The 23,709-nt window shown below is 63.7% G+C and carries 21 protein-coding genes and 1 tRNA gene; 13 read left to right on the top strand and 9 right to left on the bottom strand.

The features are described 5' to 3' along the window. Window positions 1–23 precede the first annotated feature (23 nt). Genes P5205_11935 through P5205_11920 form a run of 4 tightly spaced genes read left to right on the top strand, consistent with a single transcriptional unit; the run spans window position 24 to window position 4,268 of the window. A complete protein-coding gene (locus P5205_11935; GenBank protein HSA11069.1) occupies window positions 24–1,028 on the top strand; it encodes an NAD(P)-dependent oxidoreductase in 1,005 nt (334 codons plus the stop codon). A gap of 3 nt (window positions 1,029–1,031) precedes the next feature. Then, complete coding sequence (locus P5205_11930) at window positions 1,032–1,793, top strand: aldolase/citrate lyase family protein (protein HSA11068.1); 762 nt, start codon at window positions 1,032–1,034, stop codon at window positions 1,791–1,793. Window positions 1,794–1,796: 3 nt separating this feature from the next. Beyond that, entirely contained in the window at window positions 1,797–2,882 is a 1,086-nt protein-coding gene (locus tag P5205_11925) for a hypothetical protein (protein ID HSA11067.1), read from the top strand. 3 nt (window positions 2,883–2,885) lie between these two features. After that, complete coding sequence (locus tag P5205_11920; GenBank protein ID HSA11066.1) at window positions 2,886–4,268, top strand: MFS transporter; 1,383 nt, start codon at window positions 2,886–2,888, stop codon at window positions 4,266–4,268. A 142-nt stretch (window positions 4,269–4,410) separates the two neighbouring features. Here the strand turns inward: P5205_11920 and P5205_11915 are convergent, their stop codons facing one another. From P5205_11915 to P5205_11905, 3 genes are read right to left on the bottom strand one after another with little or no spacing between them, the layout of a single operon-like run. After that, a complete protein-coding gene (locus tag P5205_11915) occupies window positions 4,411–5,220 on the bottom strand; it encodes a sugar phosphate isomerase/epimerase family protein (GenBank protein HSA11065.1) in 810 nt (269 codons plus the stop codon). A gap of 7 nt (window positions 5,221–5,227) precedes the next feature. Further along, a complete protein-coding gene (locus P5205_11910; protein HSA11064.1) occupies window positions 5,228–6,136 on the bottom strand; it encodes a sugar phosphate isomerase/epimerase family protein in 909 nt (302 codons plus the stop codon). Between the two features lie 28 nt (window positions 6,137–6,164). Continuing rightward, window positions 6,165–7,466: a Gfo/Idh/MocA family oxidoreductase gene (locus tag P5205_11905; protein ID HSA11063.1), complete on the bottom strand. Its 1,302-nt coding sequence runs from the start codon at window positions 7,464–7,466 to the stop codon at window positions 6,165–6,167. Window positions 7,467–7,619: 153 nt separating this feature from the next. Between P5205_11905 and P5205_11900 the strand changes: the two genes are divergently transcribed. The 3 genes from P5205_11900 (at window position 7,620) to P5205_11890 (ending at window position 10,859) form a co-directional block, all read left to right on the top strand. Further along, window positions 7,620–7,693, top strand: a tRNA-Gly gene (locus P5205_11900). Between the two features lie 368 nt (window positions 7,694–8,061). Further along, window positions 8,062–9,042, top strand: coding sequence for a hypothetical protein (locus P5205_11895; protein HSA11062.1), 981 nt, complete (start codon window positions 8,062–8,064; stop codon window positions 9,040–9,042). A gap of 71 nt (window positions 9,043–9,113) precedes the next feature. Next, on the top strand, window positions 9,114–10,859 hold the full coding sequence (locus P5205_11890) for a hypothetical protein (GenBank protein HSA11061.1): 1,746 nt from the start codon (window positions 9,114–9,116) through the stop codon (window positions 10,857–10,859). A 50-nt stretch (window positions 10,860–10,909) separates the two neighbouring features. Here the strand turns inward: P5205_11890 and P5205_11885 are convergent, their stop codons facing one another. The 5 genes from P5205_11885 to P5205_11865 form a co-directional block, all read right to left on the bottom strand. After that, window positions 10,910–11,152 carry a DUF5808 domain-containing protein gene (locus P5205_11885; protein ID HSA11060.1) on the bottom strand — a complete coding sequence of 81 codons (243 nt, stop codon included), beginning with the start codon at window positions 11,150–11,152 and terminating at the stop codon, window positions 10,910–10,912. Window positions 11,153–11,392: 240 nt separating this feature from the next. Further along, entirely contained in the window at window positions 11,393–12,766 is a 1,374-nt protein-coding gene (locus P5205_11880) for a 3-deoxy-7-phosphoheptulonate synthase class II (GenBank protein HSA11059.1), read from the bottom strand. Window positions 12,767–12,895: 129 nt separating this feature from the next. Continuing rightward, window positions 12,896–13,360 carry a hypothetical protein gene (locus tag P5205_11875; GenBank protein ID HSA11058.1) on the bottom strand — a complete coding sequence of 155 codons (465 nt, stop codon included), beginning with the start codon at window positions 13,358–13,360 and terminating at the stop codon, window positions 12,896–12,898. Then, window positions 13,357–13,671 (bottom strand): hypothetical protein, encoded by a 315-nt coding sequence (locus tag P5205_11870; protein HSA11057.1) that lies wholly within the window; start codon window positions 13,669–13,671, stop codon window positions 13,357–13,359. Before P5205_11870 ends, P5205_11875 begins: the two co-directional genes overlap by 4 nt. A 40-nt stretch (window positions 13,672–13,711) precedes the next feature. Then, window positions 13,712–14,287 (bottom strand): sigma-70 family RNA polymerase sigma factor, encoded by a 576-nt coding sequence (locus P5205_11865; GenBank protein ID HSA11056.1) that lies wholly within the window; start codon window positions 14,285–14,287, stop codon window positions 13,712–13,714. 110 nt (window positions 14,288–14,397) lie between these two features. Here P5205_11865 and P5205_11860 point away from each other — a divergent pair, with 110 nt between their 5' ends. Together P5205_11860 and P5205_11855 are read left to right on the top strand one after the other, a co-directional pair. Next, window positions 14,398–15,864, top strand: a complete 1,467-nt coding sequence (locus tag P5205_11860) for a neutral/alkaline non-lysosomal ceramidase N-terminal domain-containing protein (protein HSA11055.1) — start codon at window positions 14,398–14,400, stop codon at window positions 15,862–15,864. A gap of 789 nt (window positions 15,865–16,653) precedes the next feature. Beyond that, complete coding sequence (locus P5205_11855) at window positions 16,654–19,146, top strand: fibronectin type III domain-containing protein (protein HSA11054.1); 2,493 nt, start codon at window positions 16,654–16,656, stop codon at window positions 19,144–19,146. A gap of 71 nt (window positions 19,147–19,217) precedes the next feature. On the opposite strand, the gene P5205_11850 is transcribed toward P5205_11855, so the two are convergent. Next, window positions 19,218–19,505 carry a Smr/MutS family protein gene (locus P5205_11850; GenBank protein ID HSA11053.1) on the bottom strand — a complete coding sequence of 96 codons (288 nt, stop codon included), beginning with the start codon at window positions 19,503–19,505 and terminating at the stop codon, window positions 19,218–19,220. An 83-nt stretch (window positions 19,506–19,588) separates the two neighbouring features. Between P5205_11850 and P5205_11845 the strand changes: the two genes are divergently transcribed. The 4 genes from P5205_11845 (at window position 19,589) to P5205_11830 (ending at window position 23,706) form a co-directional block, all read left to right on the top strand. After that, complete coding sequence (locus P5205_11845) at window positions 19,589–20,062, top strand: GNAT family N-acetyltransferase (protein ID HSA11052.1); 474 nt, start codon at window positions 19,589–19,591, stop codon at window positions 20,060–20,062. Next, window positions 20,059–21,420: an amidohydrolase gene (locus P5205_11840; protein HSA11051.1), complete on the top strand. Its 1,362-nt coding sequence runs from the start codon at window positions 20,059–20,061 to the stop codon at window positions 21,418–21,420. The genes P5205_11845 and P5205_11840 overlap by 4 nt, the downstream gene beginning before the upstream one ends. Window positions 21,421–21,553: 133 nt before the next feature. Next, window positions 21,554–22,861, top strand: coding sequence for a Gfo/Idh/MocA family oxidoreductase (locus P5205_11835; GenBank protein HSA11050.1), 1,308 nt, complete (start codon window positions 21,554–21,556; stop codon window positions 22,859–22,861). Window positions 22,862–22,896: 35 nt separating this feature from the next. Next, entirely contained in the window at window positions 22,897–23,706 is an 810-nt protein-coding gene (locus P5205_11830; protein ID HSA11049.1) for a ThuA domain-containing protein, read from the top strand. Window positions 23,707–23,709 lie beyond the last annotated feature (3 nt).

Here is a 23,709-nt window from a genome sequence, read left to right as displayed (position 1 = left end):
TGGCCAGACCCCAGAACCGTGTCATGGTGAGAGTCGCCGTAACTGATCTCGAATACCGCAAAGCGGAGACACTGTTTGTGCGCGCGGCGGACGAAGGCTGCGACTGCGTGCGCGCGCCGGCAGAGGAGGGAGCCCTGGCGGAGGCTATCCGGGTTGGCAAGATGCGCCACGCCATCATCGGGGTCGAGCGCTACCACGGGCCGTTGTACCAGGCGCTCAGCGCCGGGGGGATTATCGCCCGGTTCGGAGTGGGACACGACGGGGTGGACAAGGCGCAAGCCACAGCGCGCGGTTTGCTATGCACTAACACGCCGGGCGCGCTCGATGATTCCGTCGCCGAGCACACGATTAACCTGCTATTCGCGGCGGCGCGGCACACCGTGGCCCAGGCGGCCCGGCTGCGCGCGGGGGATTGGGCGCCCCAGATGGGGAGCGAGTTGAAGGGAAAGACGCTGGCGGTGATTGGCTGCGGCGCGATCGGCCGTCGTGTGGGCCAGATGGCCGCGCGCGGCCTGGGCATGAAGGTGGCAGGCTGTGAGGTCGCAGACCTGGACGTGGAGCGGCTGTGCGCGGAGTGCGGCTTTGCGTCGGTCGTCAGGGATTTCGGGGAGGCAGTGGACGGCGCGGATTTCGTGAGCCTGCACATCCCGTCTCTGCCACAGACCCGCCACTTCCTGAACGGCGAGCGGCTGCGGCGGCTGCCGGCGCGTTGCTGGGTGGTGAACACGGCCCGGGGCGCGGTGGTGGACGAGGCGGCGCTATACGACGCGCTGGCGGGCGGACGGCTCGCGGGCGCGGCGCTGGATGTGTTTGAACAGGAACCCTACGAGCCCGCGGCGCCGGGGAAAGACCTGCGCGCGCTGGCCAACGTGATCATGACGCCGCACATCAGCAGCAGCACGCGCGAGGCGTGCGACCGGATGGCCAGCCGCGCGCTGCGGAACATTCTCCTGGCGGAGGCGGGGAAGCATGCCGACATGGACCTGCTAAACCCGGAGGTGTTGGCGAAACTTGGACAGCAAAGTTAATCTATGAAGAACAAGTTGCGGCGCGCGCTGCTCGAACGTCAGGTCACGCTGGGCAGTTGGATTCAAATCGGCCACCCCGCCTGCGCTGAGGTCATGGCGCGCGCGGGCTTCGACTGGGTCTGCGTGGACCTGGAGCACGGCGCGATTGACCTGGAAACGACGGCCAACCTCTTCCGCGCGCTCGGCGGCTTCGACTGCGTCTCCGTGGCGCGGCTGCCCCTCAACGACCCAATCTGGATCCACCGCACGCTCGATGCCGGGGCGCGCGGACTGATCATCCCTATGGTCAAGACCGCCGCCGAGGCCGAAGCGGCGGTGCGCGAGGCCAAATATCCTCCCCGCGGCGTCCGCGGCTTCGGCTACTCCCGCGCCAATCTCCACGGCGCGGACTTCGAAACCTATATCGAGTCGGCGAACGAGGAGATCGCCATGGTCATGCAGATCGAACACAAGGACGCCATCGCCAATCTTGACGCCATCCTGCGCGTGGAAGGGGTGGACGGCGTCTTCATTGGCCCGCTGGACCTTAGCGGCTCGATGGGCATCACGGGCCAGCTCGATCATCCGCAGATGGTTGCCGCGCTGGACAAATACCGCGCCGCCTGCCGCGCGCACAAGCAATCCGCGGGCCTGCATATCATTCGCCCCAGCGAGGCCAATGTCCGCCGGGCGCTGGACGAGGGCTACACCATGCTCGCGCTCGGCCTGGACAACGTGTTCATCGAGCAAAGCGCGCGTGCGTCGCTCAAGGCTGCGGGGCGCTGACTTATGCCCGCCGGCTCGGCCCCACACTTCCCCGTCGAAGAACGCGTTGCGCGGTTCCGGCAGTTTTACCAGCGGGCCAACGATCGACCGCTCCTCGGCTTCTTTGTCGGCAGCGATTACCCTCTCCGCCGCTACCGTGCCTCCGGCTCCCTGTCCACGGACCGGCCACTAGCGCCGGAAGACTTCGCCGTCGCGCCTTACCTCGACGACTGCGACCGGCTGTTCGGCCTGCACGAAGCCTGCGGCGGGGACTTCATCTGGAGCGCGAGCGCCTTCTGGGGCATCCCGTGGCTCGAAGCGGCCCTGGGCTGTCCCATCTTCGCCGACCACGCCACCGGCTCCATCCACGCCCGGAGCCCGGCGCGCTTCTCCGGGCCCGATTCGCTCCCCGCCTTTGATCCCCGCTCCTCCTGGATGCGGCTTGCCGGGGATTTCCTCGACCGCCTGGCCGCGCACAGCGACGGGCGGTGGCCGATCGGCACCACGCGAATGCGCGGCATTGCGGACCTGCTTTCGGCCCTCTATGGCGGCACGGAGTTCATCCTTGCGATGCTCGAACGGCCCGGCGAGGTGAAGCAAGTCTGCCGTCAGCTCACGGAATTTTGGATCGCCTTCGCCCGCTTCCAGCTCGCCCGCATTCCCCTTTTCCACGGAGGTGTCGGCTCGTTCTACTACAACCTCTGGGCGCCGCCGGGAACCGTCTGGCACCAGGAGGACGCTGCGGCATTGCTCTCCCCCGCGCTCTACGATAAGTTCATCCGCGAGCACGACGACCGCATCGCGCGCGCCTGCGATGCCGTCATCATGCACCAGCACCCGACGAAGTTCGTGCCAACAGATTACTACCTCCGCATGCCCTTCCTCGCGCTCGAGCTGCACGTTGACGAAAGCGGCCCTTCCGCCGAAGACCTCCACGCGGCGCATGTGAAGATCCTCGCCCACAAGCCGCTGGTCATCTGGGGCAATTTATCCGGGCGCGACCTTGATTGGATCTTCACCCGGCTCCCGTCCGCCGGCCTCGCGGTCATCACCGTCGTCTCCTCGCCCGAACACGCCGGCGGCATCTGGTCGCGCTGTTTCCCCTCTTAAGCCATGAACGAATCCTCCACGCCCCGTGTTCGCTGGTATCAAGGCCTCAAGCCCTACCACTGGTGGGTGTTCTGTGTGGGCGCGCTCGCCTGGCTGTTCGACTGCACAGACCAGCGCATCTTCATGCTCGCCCGCTCGCCCGCGCTGTCCGACCTGCTCGGCCTGCCGCAGACGCACCGCCTCGTCGTGGATTACGCCACCTGGGCCACCGCCGCCACCATGGTCGGCTGGGCCATTGGCGGCCTCTTCTTTGGCGTCATGGGCGACCGCTGGGGCCGCGTCAAGACCCTCGCCGCGTCCATTTTCCTCTACTCCCTGTTCACCGGCCTGTGCGGCCTGGCGACCACCTGGTGGGACTTCTGCCTCTACCGGCTCCTCATGGGCAGCGGCATCGGCGGCGCCTTCGCGGCGGCGGCCACTCTAATCGCCGAAACCATGCCCGACCACGCCCGCTCCTTTTGCCTCGGCCTCTTTTCGGCGCTCTCGGTGTTGGGCAACATGTCCGGCTCAGTGCTGTCGCGGTGGCTCTTTCTCCCGGAGCAAACCTACACCCTGGACTGGCTGGGCACGAGCGCCCCCGGCTGGCGGCTCCTGTTCTTCGTCGGCGCGGCGCCGGCCCTGCTAACGGTTTTGGTCATCCCCACGCTGCGCGAGTCCGAGAAGTGGCAGGCCGCGCGCACGCTGGCCCGCGAAAACCTCGCGCGCCAAATGGGCGACCTCAGGAGCATGTTCGGCCACCCGCGCTGGCGGCGGCACACGCTCGTGGCGGTTGGGCTCGCGACGGCGGGCATCGTCGGCGTTTGGGGCGTTGGTTTCTGGTCGCCGGAACTCATCAGCAGCGCGCTCACACCCCCGGAGCTCCGCGGCCAGACGCTGCCCGCCGAGCTTGCCCAGCACATCGGCCGTGTTAAGGCCGTGGCCACGCTCCTGCAGGACGTCGGCGGTTTCCTGGGAATCCTCACGCTGACAGTCCTGGCCAATCATATCCGGCGCCGCGTCAGTTTCACCGCGGTCTTTCTTGGGGGCTTTTTCTCCATTGCGCTGGCCTTTCTGACGCTCCAGTCCGAATGGCAGGCCTACGTGCTGCTGCCGCTGGTCGGCTTCTTCACCATCGGCGTCATGGGCGGGTTCGTTATCTACTTCCCGGAGATCTTCCCCACCCGCCTGCGCTCCACAGGCACCGCTTTCGGCTACAATGTCGCCCGCCTTTCCGCGGCAATCGTCATGGTGCTGGGCAACTCGATACGCGACGGTTTCCGGGCGCTCGGCGTCGCCGACCCGTTCCGCGTCGGCGCCGTCACGTTGGCGGCCATCTATCTCCTGGGATTGCTCGTCCTGCTGCGCGCGCCCGAGACCAGGGGCCAGCCGTTGATGGAGGATGAGTGACCCTTCCGCCTGCCTTCACACGCGGCCTCACGCTGCCATCACGGACCGGTGGAGACGTTTATTTCTCACCGGGTGGCTTTGGGTATGCTCGACTTGAAGCCGGCGTTGTGCTGAGCGCCTGCGGACAAGTGCTGCCCGGCAATTACGTGGCGAGGATTTGATCGAGCTTGGCGGAGATTTGTTTGAGGCGGACGGCCGGATCCACATCTTTAGGCTGCCACGCCGGCTCCACGATAGCCCAGCCGTGGTAGCCGATGGCGTCCACCGCCTTCATCACCGTCGGCCAGTCGTTGTCTCCCTCCAGGAACTCAACGGCGAAGCCCGCGTATGGGCCCTTTTCATTCATCTTCTTGCGGCTGAACTCCTTGATGTGCAACGTTAGTATGCGCGGGCCCAGGATGCGAATCCACTGCTCGGGCCAGCCGAGGTTTATCACGTTGCCGACGTCGAATTGCCAGCCCACCGCGGGGCTGCGAAACTCGTCCACAAAGCGGGCGGCCTCAAGCGGGCTGAGCAGGAAATGGTTCCACACGTTCTCAAAGGCCAGCTTTACGCCCAGTTCTTCAGCCAGCGGCACGGCTTGCCGCACTGACTCCTGCACGCGCTGGTAAGCGTCGGCGTAGGAGACTTGCTGGGTTACGCCGCCGGCCACCACAAGGATGGATGAGGCGCCGTAGCGTTTGGCGTCGCGCAGCGCGTGTTTGAGGCCCTCGACCGCCTCGGTGCGTTGCGCGGTGTCCGGATGCGAAAGGCCGCGCGAGTGCTTGCCGCAGCTAACGCTGGGAATGGCCAGTCCGGTCGCCTCGCGCGCGCGCAGCACTTCCTCCTGGTCCAGGTGGCTGGGCGGTTCGATGCCGTCGAAGCCGGCGGCTTTGACTGCCTGGAACTTCTCCAGTACTGACCCACCCGGCGCGGAAGAGTACCACAGTCCTTTCTTCAGGTTGCGTTTCATGGGCGCCTCAAGAGGCGAGAATCTTGCCCAGGCGGTCGGCGAGGTCCTTGAGCCCTTCCGGGCTCCCGCCGCCGCCCTGTTCGGTGATGGCCCAGCTATGGTAGCCGATGTCGTCCACCGCTTTCAAAATCGCCGGCCAGTCGTTGTCGCCCTCGAGCAGCTTGACGTCAAAACCCTTCCAAAGGCCCTCGCTGTCGCGCTTCTTGCGGCTGAACTCCTTGATGTGGAACATCTTCATGCGCGGGCCGAGGATGCGAATCCACTGCTCCGGCCAGCCGTAGTTGAGGATGTTCCCGGCATCAAAGTGCCAGCCGACGGCCGGGGTGTCGAATTCGTCCACGTAGCGAGCGGCCTCCAGCGGGCTCAGCAGGAAATGGTTCCAGACATTCTCTATGGCAATCTTGACGCCCAACTCCTCGGCCAACGGAATGGCCTTGCGGATTTCCGCTTGGGAGCGTTTGTAAGCGTCGTCATAGGCGACTTCCTTGCTGACTACCGCCGGCACCAGCAGGACCGAGGATGCGCCGTAACGCTTTGCGTCGCGCAAAGCCTGCTTGAGCGACTCCAGCCCCTCCTCGCGCACCTTGGGATCGGGGTGGGATAGCGGCTTGGACCAATGATCTCGATTGCAGACGCTCGGGATCGCTAGGCCCGCGGCGTCGCGCGCGCGCAACACCTCCTCCACCTCCATGTGGCTCATCATCTCTGCGCCGTCGAAGCCGGCCGCCTTGATGGCCTTCATCTTCTCGGCCACGGAACCCGCCACCCCCACCGTGCCCCACATGATGCCCTTTTTGATGGCCCGTTTCGGGGCGGCCACGGCTGGCTTTTCTTCGGCGGCAAACGACGTCCCCGGAGCCAAAGCCGCCAGCGCAAGCGCGCCCGCGCCGGCATTCAGAAATTCACGCCGATTCATATGACAAGACGAATAGTGCCGGCACGGCTTACACGAGCTTGGTCACGCCCGGCTGGGCCATGGACGGAAAGTCCAGCTTCATCTTCCAGTCAAGCTGGTCAGGCACCAGCTTCTCCTGTGAATTCATAGCCTGTTCCCAGGTGATTTCCTGGCCGGTGTAGGCGGCCATTCGGCCCAGGATGCCCAAGAGCGTGCTGTGCGCCATCCACACGCCGTCGTTGATCGGCTTGCCGCTGCGGATGCTGGCGAACAGTTCGTTGTGCTCGTTTTGGTACATGTCGGTCTTGGGGCCCTTGTAGCGCCAGTTTTCCTTGCCCTTGATCATCACGCCGGTCCAGCCCTGAATTTTGGCGAAGCCGGTGCTGCCCATGATGTAGTCGGAATTGTCGGTGTACGTGTTGCCCACCTGCCGCTGCCCTACAAACGCGCGCAGGTCGTCCGGATACTCGTACACGACGAACATGTGATCGAAGATATTGCCCTGGTGATTGGGTGTCTGGCGCCCGCCCACCGCGACGGCTTTAAGCGGCGGCACATCTTTGAGCGCCCAGGCCACCTTGTCCACGCTGTGGCAGGCTTGTTCGACGTAGCCATCGCCGGAGAGCCAGGTGAAGTTGTACCAATTTCGCATTTGCCACTCCAGGTCGCCCATGCCTGCCGGGCGCTCGCCGGGGGCGGGCATCGGTTTGACCTGCCCCGCATAGTAAGTGGCATAAACCGAGCGGAGGTCGCCGATCGCGCCTTCGTGAATGCGCTTGTAGAACTCCCGGCGCGCATCGTCGTAGCGCCAGCAAAAACCGGCTACCAGCGAGAGGTTTTTCACCTTGGCCGCCTTGACCGACTCGAGCACGGCGCGAACACCTGGCGCGTCGGTAGCCATTGGCTTCTCGCAGAAGATATGCTTGCCGGCGTCAACCGCCGCCTTGAGATGGACGGGGCGGAAGCCCGGGGGAGCGGCCAGCAGCACGACATCCACGCCGCTGTCAATTACCTTTTGGTAGGCGTCCAGCCCGACGAAGCACTTCTCGGGGGTGACTTTCACCTTGTCGGGGTGCTGCTTTTGAAGGCTCTGCAGGCTGCGTTGGAGTTGATCCTCGAACGCGTCGCCCATCGCGGTCAGCACCACCTTGGGGTCGGCATTGATCGCCTGGCTGGCGGCGCCGGAACCCCGTCCGCCGCAACCGATCAAGCCGACGCGCAGGGTGTCAGAGTTTCCCTGGCCGAAGAGTTGTCCCGGCAAAATAGCCGGGGCGGCCAACGCGCCGCCGACCAGTGCAGAGGTTCTTAGGAAATCCCGGCGTGAAGTCAAACTGTTGGATACGGTATTCATGATAAAGTTAATAGACTGTCATTCAGGCCGAAAATTCAGGCCAAGTAAATCCCTAAATGGCCGGGAGGAACGGGCCAGGCCCGCAGGTGAAATAAGGGCAACAAGGGTATTGCGCCGACGCGGGGTTCCTGCTACATATAGAGAGCAACGGTGGCGGGTGTGGTTCAGTGGTAGAATGCGGGCTTCCCAAGCCTGAGATGAGGGTTCGATTCCCTTCACCCGCTCCATTGATTTCATTGGGTTTTTTGAAGGTGTGCGGTAAAAGTGCAGTAAACTGCGACCTCGGGAAAAACAGTACATCCCCTCCTCCGTCCGACCCACTTTAAGGGAATCGAACCCGTGTGTTGGTGCCGCGCCCAATGAGGTGACGAGGGCGGCGTAGACGTGGAGAGCGACGGGAGGATGGGGGAGTTGCCGGTCGGTGTTGCCCGAGGTGGGGTGAGGGACTTAGGTTGGCCTGGTCTGCTGCTCTCGGGCAACGCCGGGACTGCCCACTTCATCGAGGAGGACACGTCGCCTTCGGCTCCGAAAAAGGTGTTCCTGACCCCTTTCCCCGGTTTGGCCTTGACTGTGCGGGGGGGCAAGGTAGCATCGCATGGTGACCACGTCTGTTAACTACTTTTCCTATCGGGACGGTGCTACGAAAGGGCGATTGCTTCTTAGTGTCATTCCACTGATCATCGTTGTTATCCTTGCCGTCTTCAATCCGGCCGCTCTGCTTGCAACGACCGTTTACTCGACCGGCTTTGAAATCAGCGAGGGCTACAATTCCGAATTCACGCTGGCAGGTCAGGCGGGTTGGAGGGGCATAGGTTCCGGCGGCAATGGTCTGGTGGTGGGCGAGTTCCCTGGGCAAGGGCAGCAGGGCTACATCGGGTTCGAGGCGCCAGCAGAGGGAGATAACTACCTGCTAGTCTACCAGCCAATCAACAAGACCCTCCCGTATGTTAAGTTCTCGGTGATGTTCAGCATCTATGACTCCAGCGAAACGAATGAGAACTACGATAACTTTTTCTGGAGCGTTTACAATCAGGAGGGAGATGAACTGGTTAGCCTGGATTTCGACAACTATGAACGCAAGGTTTACTATTACCTGGATAGCACCAACTCCCGAGTGGCAACCGGACTGGAGTTCGCGAACGGCGTTGCATACCCGCTGAATTTGGAGTTGGATTTTATGAGTAACCGCTGGAGCGCCACGTTCAATGGTGCCCTGTTGGCGACCAACCAGCCAATCACCACGCTTGGTTCGCCGCTGAATCTGGGAGACATTGATGCTGGGTGGGTGGTCTTTGAGCCAAGCGCGCCGGGCGACAATTACATGGTATTCGACAACTACCTCGTTACCGCTTCGCTGCCTTCGCCGCAAGTCCGGCTATTTGGATTGCTGGGCGGCGCTCCGGTCTTGCGCCTGTCCGGCATCCCTGATTTGGTCTTTGCGGTCGATGCCTCTACGAATCTTCTGAATTGGGTGCCTTTAAGAACCAACGTCACAATGGGCGGCTACTTTGATTGCGTGGACGACGAAGCGATTGGGATGCCCCGCCGGTTCTACCGCGCGCGCTGGGTGCCTTAGCGCCCCGGCAGCCGGTTGAGTGTGACGAAGACGGCCGCACCGAAGATATGCGAGGACGGCCGCGCTGGCACATGAGATGGTCGTTCCTTCACTTTGCGTTACTTCTGGCTGCAGCGGTCGCAGGCCGAGCCGAGGCAGCAGACACCTCCCATTGGCATTTTAAGCGGGAGTTTCTGCCGGTGCTGGCCAAGGCGGTTCCCAGCATATTAAAGGGACAGGACCGGACAAACGGGTGTTTTGGCAAGGGAATCTGGATTCCCACAGACCAGAACGTGATCTATCCTCTGGCGGCCGCCTGGGCGCTGAACGATTCGAGAAATCCCTGCTACCATGATCCAAGTCTGCTTGAGGCGATCATGCGGGGTGGCGATGTGCTCGCCGCCACGCAGGACAAGGAAGGCCGCTGGGTCTTCCGCAAGAAAGACAACTCGACCTGGGGTAACCACTTCAATCCGTGGGTCTATTCACGCTGGGCAAGGGCCTTCAGCCTGATTCAAAGCGCCATGCCGCCTGAGCGGCGCGCGCGCTGGCAGAGTGCGCTGGAGCTTGGATATTCGGGAATCGTGAAGCGCGAAATGTCCCGGGTCCATAACATTCCGGCCCACCATGCCATGGGGCTCTATGTTGCCGGGAAGACGTTGAATCATCCGGAGTGGTGCGCCACAGCTGGCGCATTTCTCGCCCGTGTAGCTGAAGCGCAGGACCGGATTGGTTTCTGGTCGGAACACCTTGGCCCGGTCGTCAATTACAACACCGTTTACGTGGACGCGCTCGGAACCTACTACGGCCTCTCGCAAGACAGGAAGGTCTTCGATGCTCTTGAGCGCGCCGCCCGGTTCCATTCGCGGTTCACCTATCCCGATGGGAGCTGCATTGAGACGATTGACGAGCGGAATCCCTATTTGCGCAGGATCACCCTGCCCGGTGCAGGTTTCACATTCTGCGCCGAGGGACGCGATTTGTTGCGCCTGCAATGGAACCGGCTCAGGGGACGGCCGCCGACTGAGCACGCCGATACACTGGCCTCCCTGCTGCTTTACGGCGAAGAAGGCTCGGTTGCCTCCTCCCCGAGCCTGGACCGCGATTCGGTATTCGTGACGGATGACGGGAAAGCCTCCGTGGTCCGGAAGGGCCCGTGGTGCGGCGTCCTGTCGGCTTACACTTGCCCTGTGTCCTCCAGCCGCTGGATTCAGGACCGTCAGAACCTGATCAGCCTCTTCCACGAAAGCACGGGTCTGATCCTGGGCGGTGGAAACACAAAGCTGCAGCCGCTCTGGAGCACCTTCACGGTCGGAGACACCAGCTTGCTCAAACATCATCCCGGGGATGAGAACCCCAAATTCTCGCAGCCTGCCGGCCTCCTCCACGTCCCCTCCAAAGCCACTCTGGCATCTGACGGCCAGCGTCTCGGGCTCGAATACGGGTCGGCGGAGTGCAGCGTGGTCTTGGACGTTTCCAAGCCTGACCGGGCGCGGCTGACCTTTGCGGCGCGGGCTTACGCACCGACTGCTCCAGTGGAAGCGCACGTCACCTTCCTGCCTGCGCCCGGGACAGGTTGGCGCGCCGCCTCGGGCAAGGCCGGCCGGCTCGGATCAGAACCATTGAAGCTGACAGCCGCGCAAGCAGGAACCTGGTTTGAGCACAATGGCTGGCGCGTCGTGCTGCCCGGGAAGTCGAGCATTACCTGGCCTGTGCTGCCGCACAATCCGTATCGCAAAGACGGTCGAGCCGGGCCTGAAGAAGGGCGTATCGTGCTCACCGTGCCTTTCACCGGGACGGTCACAGTCCAGGAAGTGGTTGTGAGCATTCCCAAGTGATCTTGCATTCCGGCCCGCGCTTCACCAAAAGCGCCCAGCCCCAACGGCGCTCAGCGAAAGGAGATCGCCAACAGGCATGCCCCCAGGACCAGCAACGGCAGCCCGACGATTACGGCAAACAGCCACGCCACACCACCCGGACGGCCCAGGTTGACCGTCCAACCGAGGGCCGGTATTTGCTCCGGCACCCACACTCTCGAATCGCGCTTGCTGAAGTACACGGACAGCCACTTTGGCCCGCTCCAATTGTCCGGGTTCCGCCACTCCGCCTGGTTGATGGTCTCCTGATCCATCAGAGCTTGACGAGTTGGGGTTTGCCCAGTTGAGGAACTTCCTCTGTCATGGCGTATTTGGTTGTCCTCCGGGAAGCTTGGGCGTGGCGGTTTGTGCGCCGTGGCTCTGTTCTCCGCAGAGGAGGGGATTACTTTGGCGACAGTCGGCGCTCAGTTCGATTTGTGCGCTGAAGCGAGCAATAATCCCGGCGCAGCACATGTGTAAAATACAGGCCACTTTGTTCATGAACACCACGCCAACTACTCGCGGTTCTGCGACAAGAGCCGCGCCAGGAGCAGGGCCATTTCCATGGACTGCTCGTAATTGAGGCGCGGGTCGAGCGTGGTGCGGTAGTCGCGGCTGAGATCGGCCTCCGTGACGCCGCTGGCGCCGCCGACGCATTCGGTGACATTGTCCCCGGTCAGCTCGAAGTGCACGCCGCCAAGGTGGGTGCCGCAGTCCTTGAGGATGCGGCAGGAAGTCTCCAGCTCGCGGAGGATCTTCTCGAAGCGGCGGGTCTTGATGCCGCCCTTGGTCGTCTCGGTGTTGCCGTGCATGGGATCACAGCACCACAACACCTTGCGGCCGGCGCGCTGGATGGCCTCGGCCAGCGGCGGCAGGCACTTCTCGACGCGGTCCGCGCCGAACCGGTGGATGAAGGTGAGGCGCCCCGGGTCATTCTGCGGGTTGAGCACCGCGTCCAGCGCCAGCACCTCGTCTGGGGTGACTGAGGGGCCGATCTTGAGGCCGATGGGGTTGGCGATGCCGCGGAAATACTCGACGTGCGCCCCGTTCAGCGCGCGGGTCCGGTCGCCGATCCAGGGAAAGTGGGTGGAGAGGTTGTACCAGCCGGTGCGGCGCGGCACCTGGCGGGTCTGCGCCTGCTCGTAATAGAGATGCAGGCCCTCGTGGCTGGTGTAGAAATCCACGCGGTTGATGTCGGCCAGCACGCTGCCGGTGATCGTTTCCATGAAGCGCAGCGACTCACCGATGGTTTGGACCATGCGCATGTATTCGGCGGCGTGGGGTGAGTTGGCCACGAAACCCAGCTCCCAGTATTCCGGATGGTGCAGATCGGCAAAGCCGCCTTCGATCAGGGAGCGGATGAAGTTAATCGTGAGGCCGGACCGCTCGTATGCGCGCAGCAGAAAGTCGGGGTTCGGCGTCCGGTCTTCGCGGGAGAAGCCGGCGCGGTTGATCATGTCGCCGCGGTAGCTGGGCAGGGTGGTGCCCTTGTGCGTTTCGGTGTCGGCGGAGCGTGGCTTGGCGTATTGGCCCGCGAAACGGCCGATGCGCGTCACCCGTTTCTTCCCGCCCTGCACCAGCACAAGGCTCATCTGCAGGAGAATCTTGAGCTTGCTCGCGATGGCGGCGGATTCGCAATCGTCGAAGCTTTCAGAACAGTCGCCGCCCTGGAGCAGGAACCGCTCGCCTCGAGTCGCCTCGGCCAGCTGCTGCTTAAGGTTCTCGATTTCCCAACTGGTGACCAGGGGCGGCAGCCGCGCCAATTGGCCCAGCGCGCGGTGCAGCGCGTCGGGGTCGGGATAGACCGGTTGCTGGGCGGCGGGCCGGCTTTGCCAGGACGTCGGCGACCAATCTTCGCGAGCGGAGGCTTTATCGGATCCAGTCGTCATACTTATCTCAAATCTTAGCCTCGGAGATTTGGGCTCAAATGTAAAGCGGTGCCGCATGCGGAGGACGTGACAGCCCGGGGCGATGTGCCCTCAAGGCCGGCACTGCGCGGGGCCCGGCGCTCCCGTTGGTCAGAGGTTCGTGTTCGCGGGCGGGCTTTGCGGCGGACGGCCTCGCGGCGGGGAAGCCTTTCGTTGGTCGCGCGCGCGTTGCTGCTGTTTGAGCAGCCCGTCGAGCCGCCGCTGCTGTTCGGGTGTCAGCACCGCCCGAAACTCCTCGACGGTCTTCCTGTACTCTTCCCGCCGGCGGGGCTCCACTGTGTCCATCAGCTTCTTCATCCGCTCCTGGCCGTCGCGAAGGATCCGGTCAATTGGCTCGCGCTGCTGTGGAGTCAATCCCAGTTCCTTCTCCACGCGTCGCAGGAACTCGATCCGCATGGCGCCCGCGGAGGAAGGCTGGGCGGGACGGACCACACCCCCAACCCGCGGTGGGCGGTGCTCGCGGCCGCGTTCGGCAAAACCCACCAGCAGCCCCCCGGTCACCACCCCGGTGCCGAAGATGACCATTGTGGCAAGAATGACCTTCCAGCTATTCACCAGGTCGAATCAACAGTTGAATCCTGGTCCACTGCCGCCAACAACGTCTGCTCCAGGTCCTGGCTCAAGTCACCCGCCGGCGCGCTGCTTTGTGGCGCCAGCCATGACCAGGCGCCCAACAGGAGCATGATGGCCACGCACGGCGCGGTGGCCTGCCACAACGCGCGCCCCCACAACGCCCAGCCATCCATCACCGGTCGGGCGGCCAGGCGGGCCATGATGCGCTTCTCGAAGGCATACGGCACGCGGTCGCTCGGCGGATTCGCCCGCGCCGCGGCAATGAGTTTATGTTCCAGTTCGCCCAGATTCATACAGTCTGCAACGGTTCAGACGCTCCGTGGCCGGGCGCGGTTACAGGTACTTTTCTTTGGCCATCCGCGACAGCCACTTGCGCATCTCGGCCCGCGCCCGGAAGGCCCGCACCTTGACCATGGACACCGACCAGCCGGTCAGCTTCGCGATTTCCTTCGGCGACTTTTCCTCGATATGCGCCAGGGTAATGACGAGCCGGGCAGCCGGCGAAAGCCGCTCCAGCAGGCGCGCGATGAGCTGCCGCGCGCCCTCGGCGTCCACCCTGGCCGATTCCGGCTCGCTGATGAACCGCTCCAGCCAATTTCCCTCCGGCTCCGTCAGGTCGGCGAAGGTCGTCTCGCGGTTGCGCCGCTGGCTGCGCAGCGCATCGTAGCAGGTGCGAATGGCCAGGCGCATCAGCCAGTGCTCGAAGGGCGCGTCGCCGCGGAAGCTGCGCAGGTTTGCGTAAGCCTTCAGCCAGGCCTCCTGCACAATGTCCTCCACCTCGCTCTCGCGGCGGGCGTAGCGACGGGCCATCCCAAAGAGTCGCGGCGAGTATTTCTGGACCAGCGGCTCGAAGCTGGCGGCGTCGCCCTTGAGCACCGCCGCAATCAACTCCGCATCGGTCCGTTCCATCCGGCGCACTATGCCACTGCCCCGGGCCAAAAGTCAAAAGCACGCCAAGCGCGGGCAGGGAAGGCCTTGACAACCGCCGCCAATCACTTTGAACTAATGCCGACAAGTCTATGCGCGCTTCGCTTTTCAGGCATCTCCGCCGCGCGGCATTTGCGGCCCTCCTGTGCTTTGGAATGACGGGCTTCGGCGCCGCTCCCGCGGCGCCCGCCAAATCCGGCGAGCCGCCGCGCCAGCTCCGCGCCGGCGCCGCCGCCAGCAACATCACGCCCCGCCTGGGCACATCCATCAACGGCTATTTCACCGACCGCTCGGCCACGCACGTACACGACGAACTGCACGCCCGCTGCCTCGTCCTGGACAACGGGCGCGCGCGCCTTGCCGTTGTGGTTTGCGACAGTTGCATGATTCCGCGGGAAGTAACCGATGCCGCCAGGCGCAGGATCGAGGAAAAGTGCGGCCTGGCCGCCGGCCACATTCTCATTTCCGCCGTTCACACCCACACGGCGCCGACTTGCGCCGGCGTTTTCCAGAGCGAACCGGACGCGCATTACCGTGGGTTTCTGGTGGAACGCATTGCTGACGGCGTGGCGCGCGCGATTAACAACCTTGCCCCGGCCAGGATCGCCTGGGGCGCGGGCCGTGAGCCCAATCAGGTCTTTAACCGGCGTTGGAGAATGAAGCCCGGCACCATCCCGCCCAATCCCTTCGGCGGCACCAACGACCTCGTCAAGATGAACCCGCCCCATGCCAGCCCCGACCTGGTCGAGCCCGTCGGCCCCACCGACCCCGAGGTCTCCGTCGTTTCCGTCCAGTCGCCGGAAGGCCGTGCCATCGCTTTGCTGGCCAACTACTCCCTGCACTATGTCGGCACGAGCCGGGGAAACGACATTTCGGCGGATTACTACGGCGCCTTTGCCGACCGCATCCAGCAGTTGCTCGGCGCGGACCGGCTCGACCCGCCCTTCGTCGCCATGCTGGCCAACGGCACCAGCGGCGACATCAACAACATCAACTTCCGCCGGAAGCCGGAGCCGAAACAGCCTTACGAGCAAATCCAGGCCGTCGCCAACGCCGTCGCCGCTGAAGTGCACCGGGTTTGCCGGACGCTGCAGTATCAGGATTGGGTCCCGCTGGGTGTGGAGCAAACGGAGATCAACCTGGGCGTGCGGCGGCCCTGCGAAGAAGAGGTTGCCCGCGCTGAGACGATATTGGCCGAGGCAAAAGGGAAAGCGTTAAGAACCTCCGAGCAAATCTATGCCCGCGAGACGGTGCTGATGAAGGACTACCCGAGCCAGGTGCCGCTGATCCTCCAGGCGATGCGCATCGGCGACCTAGGCATTGCGGCCATCCCGTGCGAGGTGTTCGCTGAAATCGGGCTGGCGATCAAGCAGAAGAGCCCCTTCAAGCAGACCTTCACCATCGAGCTGGCCAACGGCTACAACGGCTACCTGCCCACGCCCGAGCAGCACAAGCTCGGCGGCTACGAGACATGGCGGGCCCGGTCCAGCTACCTGGAGACAGAAGCCGCCCCGAAAATCCTGGACACACTCATGGCGCTGTTCGCGCGCCTGGACTAGCGCCCGGACGGGTTGATGGCGTGCCAACGTGATGTTTGCGCCGTCTGACGACGGCGGCCACGCCTTGTAGCCGCGGATGTAAGTCCGCGCTGATCCTTGCCTCAACGCGTGCACCCGGCGGAGAATCGGGGGCGGGTGAGACAATCGGTGCATCACGAATCTTCGGGAAGCGCCAACGGCGGTTTTCATCCACATAACCCGGATCATGTTCCACACAGCATGCCGCCAGACCGGCGCGCGGGCATCCTGCCCGCTTGGAGCACTTGAACCGTAGAAGCGGACAGGATGCCCACGCGCCGCGTTTGCAGATGTCAGATGTCCCGCCCAGGCAAAGGGAACCCAAGGCCATCAGTGCCCTCCCGCCGGAACCGGATGGGCCTCCCAGCCTCAATCCCCGGCACTGTCCATTTTTGGGACAGTATTGCTGCCTGCCAGCTTATATCAGTCCCCACTGACCTCGGCAACCATGGCTGGGTGATACGGTGACGGCACGGTTATGCCCCGGTGTGTATCCCATGGGGAGCGCTCCCCATGGGATACACACCGGGACACCACAGCACTAACCAGCCATCCCCCAGCCAACCGCGAGCCGATGCCAGCGCGGTAGCACGGCGACGGGGCCGAGCCCGTCCGGCGGGGGTGCTGGGGGCAAAAGGGAGGGCTCCAGACGACGAATCGCAGTTGGGGTTCCTTGGAAATCCGCGATGAAACTGATATGCGTGCCAACTGACCTCAGCGGTTACTATTGTCTGGCGCTGACGGCCGGGATGCGGTTTCCTGCACGGCGCTTTGAAAGACCGACTACTGGTTCATTGTGGCCTCGCGCCTCTTCTGTTGAGCTGCCTCCTGCCGTCCAGATTGCCCGCTCAGGACGAGTTCTTTGAGACGCTGCCTGACGACGCGCGGCCACCTGCTGTCAGCGGCTTGACGGATGCTGAGTTCAAGTTCGCTGGAGCGGCCCGGCAGTGCGCTGGGGCGTTGTCGGGCCGAATCATTTATACCTGCGCCGGCCACGGCTGGGCCTGGAACGGCAAACGGTGGACTACCGGGCGCGGGGTTGCCCTGGAAATGAACGAGGACTATGGAAACCTCGACCAGATGAACTTCTTTGTCCCCTATGCCTTCAATTCCGGTGCGACGGTGGTCGCCTTCCGCCCCATCGGCTACCAGCCGAATGAAGTCGTGTTGGACAATGATTCCCGGGGAGTGCGCTTTTCCGGCAAGTGGTTCGACAGCCGCTCCTCCGTTTACTACGGCCGGGTGGGGGCGGTGCCCTATCGGTTCGTGCTGCTGGACAAGTCCGAAACCGCCACGGCGACCTATACACCAAAGCTTCCCGCCGCCGGTCACTATCCCGTTTATACGTGGGTGCGGCACGGGTCGGACCGCACCAGCCAGCTTTACCGGGTCCTGCACACGGGAGGCCAGACGCTCGTGCGGGTGCCTCATCACATGGTCGGCAACGGCTGGGTGTACCTGGGCACGTACTACTTCGAGGCAGGCGCCGATCGCAAGCGGGGCTCGGTCGTTGTCAGCAACCTGCAGCCTTCGCCCGGATTTGGAGCGGTGGCCGTGGCCGATGCCATCCGGTTTGGGAATGGCATGGGTGATGTTGTCCCCGCGCCGGGAGGGCCCATCTCAACCTATCCGCGCGAAGATGAAGCGTCGTGGTATTGGATTTGGAGCAGCCTGGGCCAGGGCCAGACCAACGTCCTGTCAACGAGGTCCGATGACCAGGGCTCCAGCAATGTCAGCGCTCCGCCGCGCATGGCCCGGGCGATGAACCGGGAGCAGGAAGGCAACATATACCAGCGGGTTTACCTGGGCTTCCATTCCAATGCCGGCGGCGGCCGTGGCGCCATCGGTCTCTGGAATAATCCCGCGCGGTTCCCCGGCACCGATACCCCGCACCAACGACGCCTGGCGGAATTGGCGGGGGCCGAGTTGACTACCACCTTGTGCGGGGTGACGGTGCCGCCGCTCGAATTGCCCTGGTTCAAACGCTCGACCGTGGCGTTTGCCCGCGGCGACTTTGCCTTTGGCGAGATCAACAACCGCTCCATCCAGAATGAGTTCGATGCTACCATCCTTGAGGTGGCGTTTCACGACAGCCCGGCAGATGCCAGGTTGCTGCGCGATCCGAAGGTGCGGGACATCGCCGCGCGATGCAGCTACCAGGCCCTCGTCCGATACATGAACGAGTTCGACGGGCTGCCGCTCCAGTTCCTGCCGGGGCCGCCCGGGAACCTTCGCGTCACCGGCGTGCCGGAAGGGGTGCTGGTGGCCTGGGACGAGCCGTCGGATGCCCGTCAGAATCCTGTCGACAGCTACCTGGTCTGCCGTTCGGAGAACGGATATGGCTTTGGACAGCCGGTTAGTGTCCCGGGCACCCAAACCGCGGTAACGGTGTCCGATTTGCCGCGCGGCCAGGCAGTCTATTTCCAGGTGACAGCGGTAAACGCGGGCGGCGAGTCGGTGCCTTCAGAGGTTGCGGGCTGCCGCCTGGCAAACAAGGCGACGGCCTCCCGAGTGTTATTTGTGAACGCCTTCACCGAGTTTGCCCGTTTCAACAACCCCCGGCAGACCTTGCGCGCCACCAACTACCTTTCGCCCTCCGGCATCGGCAGGATGGACCGGGTCATTCCGCGCTTGAACAACGGTTTTGATTATGTGGTCCAGCACGGCCAGGCACTGGCTGCGAATGGCGTGGCGTTCGACTCCTGTCAGCGCGAAGCCGTCGCCAGCGGGACCATCCCGCTGGATGGGTATCAGGTCGTATTCTGGGCGTCCGGGAGGCAAACGACAAACATCGTGACCGCCGCGGAGCGGCGCGCCCTGACGGCGTACCTCGGGCAGGGAGGGAATCTGTTGCTCTCGGGCTCCGCCATTGCGGAAGCGCTGCGGGGCACGGAGGATGGGGCCAACGACTTGAGCCGGCAACTTCACGCCGTCCCGGCCGATGAGCCTGGGGCCTCCGCGCGGTTCCTCTCCTTCGTGCCGGCGAGAGGTTCGATCTTTCGCCGCAACCGGCCGGGCGTGTTCGGTGATGCCAGCGACCAAAGCTACTTCATCAACGGCGTTTGCCGGCTGCGGCCGGCAGGACCCGGCGCACAGCCGTGCCTGCTTTACCCCGAAAGTCCCGGAGCGGCTGCCGTGCAATACGACGGATCCGACGGCGGAGGGAAGGCAATTTGCCTTGGATTCCCCTTCGAATGCCTTTCCTCGGCCAAGGTGCGCGCCCGGTATATGAAGGATGCCCTGCGCTTCTTTGCTGCGCCTTGACCGGGCAAGGGCGAAATGCTCGAGGAGTGGAGAGACCAGCACCTCAACCCTGCGCATGGCGGGGCTCCCTCTTACTGGTTCTGGTCCTGCGGCTTGCGCAGGTGGACGATGGTCGCGCCCCAGCCGCCGTATTGGGGATGGTCGAGGGCGAAGGACACGACCTCGGGGTGCTTGGACAGCATCGAGTGGACGGTGCGCTTGAGAGCGCCGATGCCCTTGCCGTGAATGATTCGCACCTGGAAAATGCCGCGTTCCCGGCAGGCGGCCAGATAATCCGTTACGAGGTCTTTGACTTCCCGCGGGCTGAAGGTGTGCAGGTCCAGCACACCGTCAATCGGCAGTTGAACAGGGTCGTCCATCACCTTCCATGCTACTCCCGGCGCGCGGTTTGTCACCAGGGGAAACCAGTTGCTTCCCGGCCTACGCGTCTTAAGCTTTTGGCATGGAAATCAAGATTCGGGAAGCGGCCCTGGGCGACGCGCCGGTGATTGCGGACTTCAATCTGCGCTTGGCGCAGGAGAGCGAAGAGCTGAGGCTGGAGGCGGCTCGCGTTGAGGCGGGCGTTGCGGCCCTGCTGACGGACCGGGCCAAAGGCGTTTATTACGTCGCCGAGGTGCATGGCGCAATCGTGGGGCAGATGTTGATCACCTATGAGTGGAGCGACTGGCGCAACGGCAACATGTGGTGGATTCAAAGCGTTTACGTAAAGCCGGAGTTCCGGCGCGCCGGGGTGTTTCGCTCGCTGTTCAACCACCTGCGGAACCTCGCGCAAGCTCGCAAGGAGGTCTGCAGTCTCCGGCTCTATGTGCATGCGGATAACACCCGCGCTTGCGAATCGTATGAGCGGTTAGGCATGAGCCGCACCAAGTACGAGATATTCGAGTTGGATGTGAGCGAGGAGGGGCGCCAATCGTGAAACGGTCTGCGGTGCAGTGGATCCTGGCGTCTTGCCTGGCGGCGTCTTGCCTGCGGGGCCAGGGCGCCACGCCGGCGGAGGAGATGGTGCGTTCACGAGTGACGCAGGAGTGCCCCGGCCTGCTTGAACTTTACCAGCACCTGCATGCCCATCCCGAGTTGTCCTTCCAGGAAACACAAAGCGCCGCGCGCGTGGCCGAGGAACTCCGGAAAGCCGGCTGCGAAGTCACCACCGGGGTCGGCAGGGGCGGAGTTGTGGGCGTGCTGCGCAATGGCGCCGGCCCCACCGTCCTGCTCCGGGCGGACATGGACGCGCTGCCTGTAAAGGAACAAACGGGGCTGCCTTACGCCAGCAAGGTGACCGCCAGGGACGCGCAAGGAAACCAAGTGCCGGTCATGCATGCCTGCGGTCACGACATGCACATGACCTGGCTGGTGGGCGCGGCGCGAGTGCTGCGTCAGGTCAAGGATCAATGGCGCGGCACGGTGGTTTTCGTCGGCCAGCCCGCCGAAGAAGCCGTCGGCGGGGCGTCCGGCATGATCGAGGACGGCTTGTTCCAGCGCTTCCCCCGTCCGGACTTCTGCTTCGCTTTGCATGACGACGCGGAGCTGGCGGTTGGGACGGTGGGTTACCGGTCGGGTTACTTCTGCGCCAGCGTTGATTCAGTGGATGTCATCGTGCGCGGCGTGGGCGGGCATGGCGCCTACCCGCAGAAGACCAAAGACCCCGTGGTCCTCGCCGCGCAGATTGTTCTCGCCCTCCAAACTATTGTCAGCCGCGAGCTGCAGCCCGGCGAACCGGCGGTGGTAACGGTCGGCACCATCCATGGCGGCACCCGGCGCAACATCATACCCGATGAGGTGCGGCTGCAATTGACCGTGCGCTCCTATGCCGAGGAAACGCGGCGCCAAACCCTGGAAGGCATTGAACGCATAGCGCGCGGACAGGCCCTGGCGGCGGGGTTGCCGGAGGACCGCCTGCCCGAGGTGAGAGTAATGGAAGAACTCACTCCCGCTCTTTACAACGACCCGAAGCTGACCGAAAGGCTGGTGGGCGCGCTCAAAGGCTGGTTCGGTGAAACCAACCTCATCGAGAAGAGAGCCTCGATGGGGGGAGAGGACTTCGCCGAGTTTGGCCGGACCGAGCCGAAGATTCCCATTTGCATGCTGAACATCGGCGGGGTCAGCCTTGAAGATCTCAACGCGAGCAAGCAAACGGGAAAACCCCTGCCTTCTCTCCACTCGCCATTCTGGTCGCCGGAGCCCGAACCGAGCATCAAAGCGGGCGTCACTGCCATGACAGCGGCAGTGCTCGAGTTGAGCCCGGCCCGGGAGGTCGAGCGTCCCCGCCAGCCCTGAAGACATCATCGAGGAACCGCATGGCGGGCGGGGCGCTCATTTTGCGTTTGCCACGTGATGCGGGCTGCGATTGAATGCGGCGCATGCGAGCGCCTAGCTCGTGTTGCGTGGAAACAAACTGCTGAATGAGACCATGAAGAACGATAATCCCCTTGCGCAAACCATCACTCGCCGCGATTTCCTGCGGACTTCGGCGGTGGCTGCTTCCGCGGCCGCGGTGGGCACGGTCAGCCTTGGCGTCCATGCCGCCGGAAGCGACATCATCAAGGTGGGCATGATTGGCTGCGGTGGCCGCAATACCGGCGCGGGAGCACAGGCGCTGAGCGCCGACCCCGGCGCCCGGCTGGTTGCCATGAGCGATATATTCTTGGACCGAGTCAAGGGGGCGCGGGAAGCGATCACGCAGGCCAAGGGCGCGCAGGTGAATGTGGATGACGCGCACTGCTTCACCGGTTTCGATGGCTACAAGCATGTGATCGAGGCGTCGGATGTGGTGTTGATTGCCAATGCGGCGAAGTTCCATCCGCTCCACTCGATGGCGGCCATTCAGGCGGGCAAACATGTATTTGTCGAAAAACCGCACGCGATTGACCCGCTCGGCGTTAGGCTCATGCAGCAGGCGTGCGACCTCGCCAGGGAGAAGAAGCTGTGCATCGTTTCGGGCCTGCATAGCCGCTTCCATACGGGGTATAACGAGACCGTGCAGCGCATCCGGGACGGCGCCATTGGCCACGTCGTCAGCATCGAGGAGAACTTCCTGCGGGCGCCTTACCGCATCACCGAACGCAAGCCGAAGTACAGCGAACTGGATTGGCAATGCAGCACGCAATATCACTTCCGCTGGCTGTCGGGCGATGACGTGCCGCAGTCCCTGGTGCACAACCTGGATCGGGCGAGCTGGGTGCTGGGCAACGCAGTCCCCACGAAGTGCCACGGCTTGGCCGGCCGGTCCACCATGGTGGAAGCGCTTTATGGAGACGTATTTGATCATCATTCGGTGGTGTATGAGTTTGAGAAGGGTGTGCGGGTCTACGCGTTTTGCCGCACGACTACAGGCTGCTACGATGAGTATTCGAGCCTGGTCTTCGGCAGCAAAGGCAAGGCCTCTATCATGGGCTGCCGAATTTCGGGCGAGACCAACTGGCGCTGGGAGGGCCAGTGCGATCCTTACCAGGTCGAGCATGACAAGCTGTTCGCGGGCGTCCGCTCGGGCAATCCCATCAATTGCGGGGATTACATGGCGCGTAGCACTATGATTGGGGTCATGGGCCAGCTTTCTTGCTATACCGGCAAGGAGGTGACGTGGGAGCAGGTCATGGCCTCGGACTACTACTACCCCCCGAGACCGGAGGAATGTCGAGACGGGATGGAGCCTCCGACCAGGCCGGGCCCAAACGGCAGCTATCCGGTGCCTGAACCCGGGCGGACGAAGATGATCTGAATGAGCGAGAAATGTCTATCTGTGGATGGATTCAAATGGACACGCATAAGAAAGGCACGGCAGTAATTCTGGCGGTGTTGATAGTGCTCAGCGGGGGGCGGGTGTGCGCCGCCCCGGGCGCGGTGTCGGCCGCCACCAGGGAGAAGGCGCGCATCTTGTTGGTCACCGGTGTGGATTATCCTGGCCACCTGTGGCGGCAGACGGCGCCCGCGTTGGCTGAAGCGCTGCGCAAGGACTTGCGGCTGGAGGTTGTCACGGCGGAGGACCCCGGCTTTCTGGATTCGGCGGCCATCCACCAATACGACCTGCTCCTGCTGCACTTTCAGAATTGGCACCAGCCGGGACCAGCCGAGCAGGCGCGCGAGAACCTGCGCCGGTTTGTGGAAGGTGGAAAGGGGGTCGCGCTGGCACACTTCGCCTGCGGCGCCTGGGTCGGCGAGTGGCGGGAGTTCGCGAAGATCGCCGGCCGGGTGTGGGCCGGGGAGGGGTCAGGCGTGCGCAATCATGACCCCCACGGAACGTTCCGCGTTGAGTTGACCAGGCCCAATCATCCGATCCTGCGCGGCATGACAGACTTCGACACGGAGGACGAACTATACACTTGCCTGGTTGGCGATCACCCGATCGAAATCCTTGCGCAGTCCAAGTCCAAAGTGGACGGCAAATACTACCCGATGGCCTTTATATCGCACTATGGGCAGGGGCGGACCTTTCATTGCCTGCTTGGCCACGACGCCAAGGCGTTCAGTGTGCCCGGCGCGCAGGAGCTGTTTCGGCGCGGCTGCGCCTGGGCGGCGGGCCTCGCATCGGCGCCCACGCAATCCGTCCAACAACCAAAGAACTAACGA

It is taken from the genome of Candidatus Paceibacterota bacterium, from assembly GCA_035452965.1.
GTDB lineage: Bacteria > Verrucomicrobiota > Verrucomicrobiia > Limisphaerales > UBA8199 > UBA8199.
The sequence above is the reverse complement of the archived record's forward strand: the minus strand, read 5'-3'. Positions and strand labels throughout refer to the sequence as shown.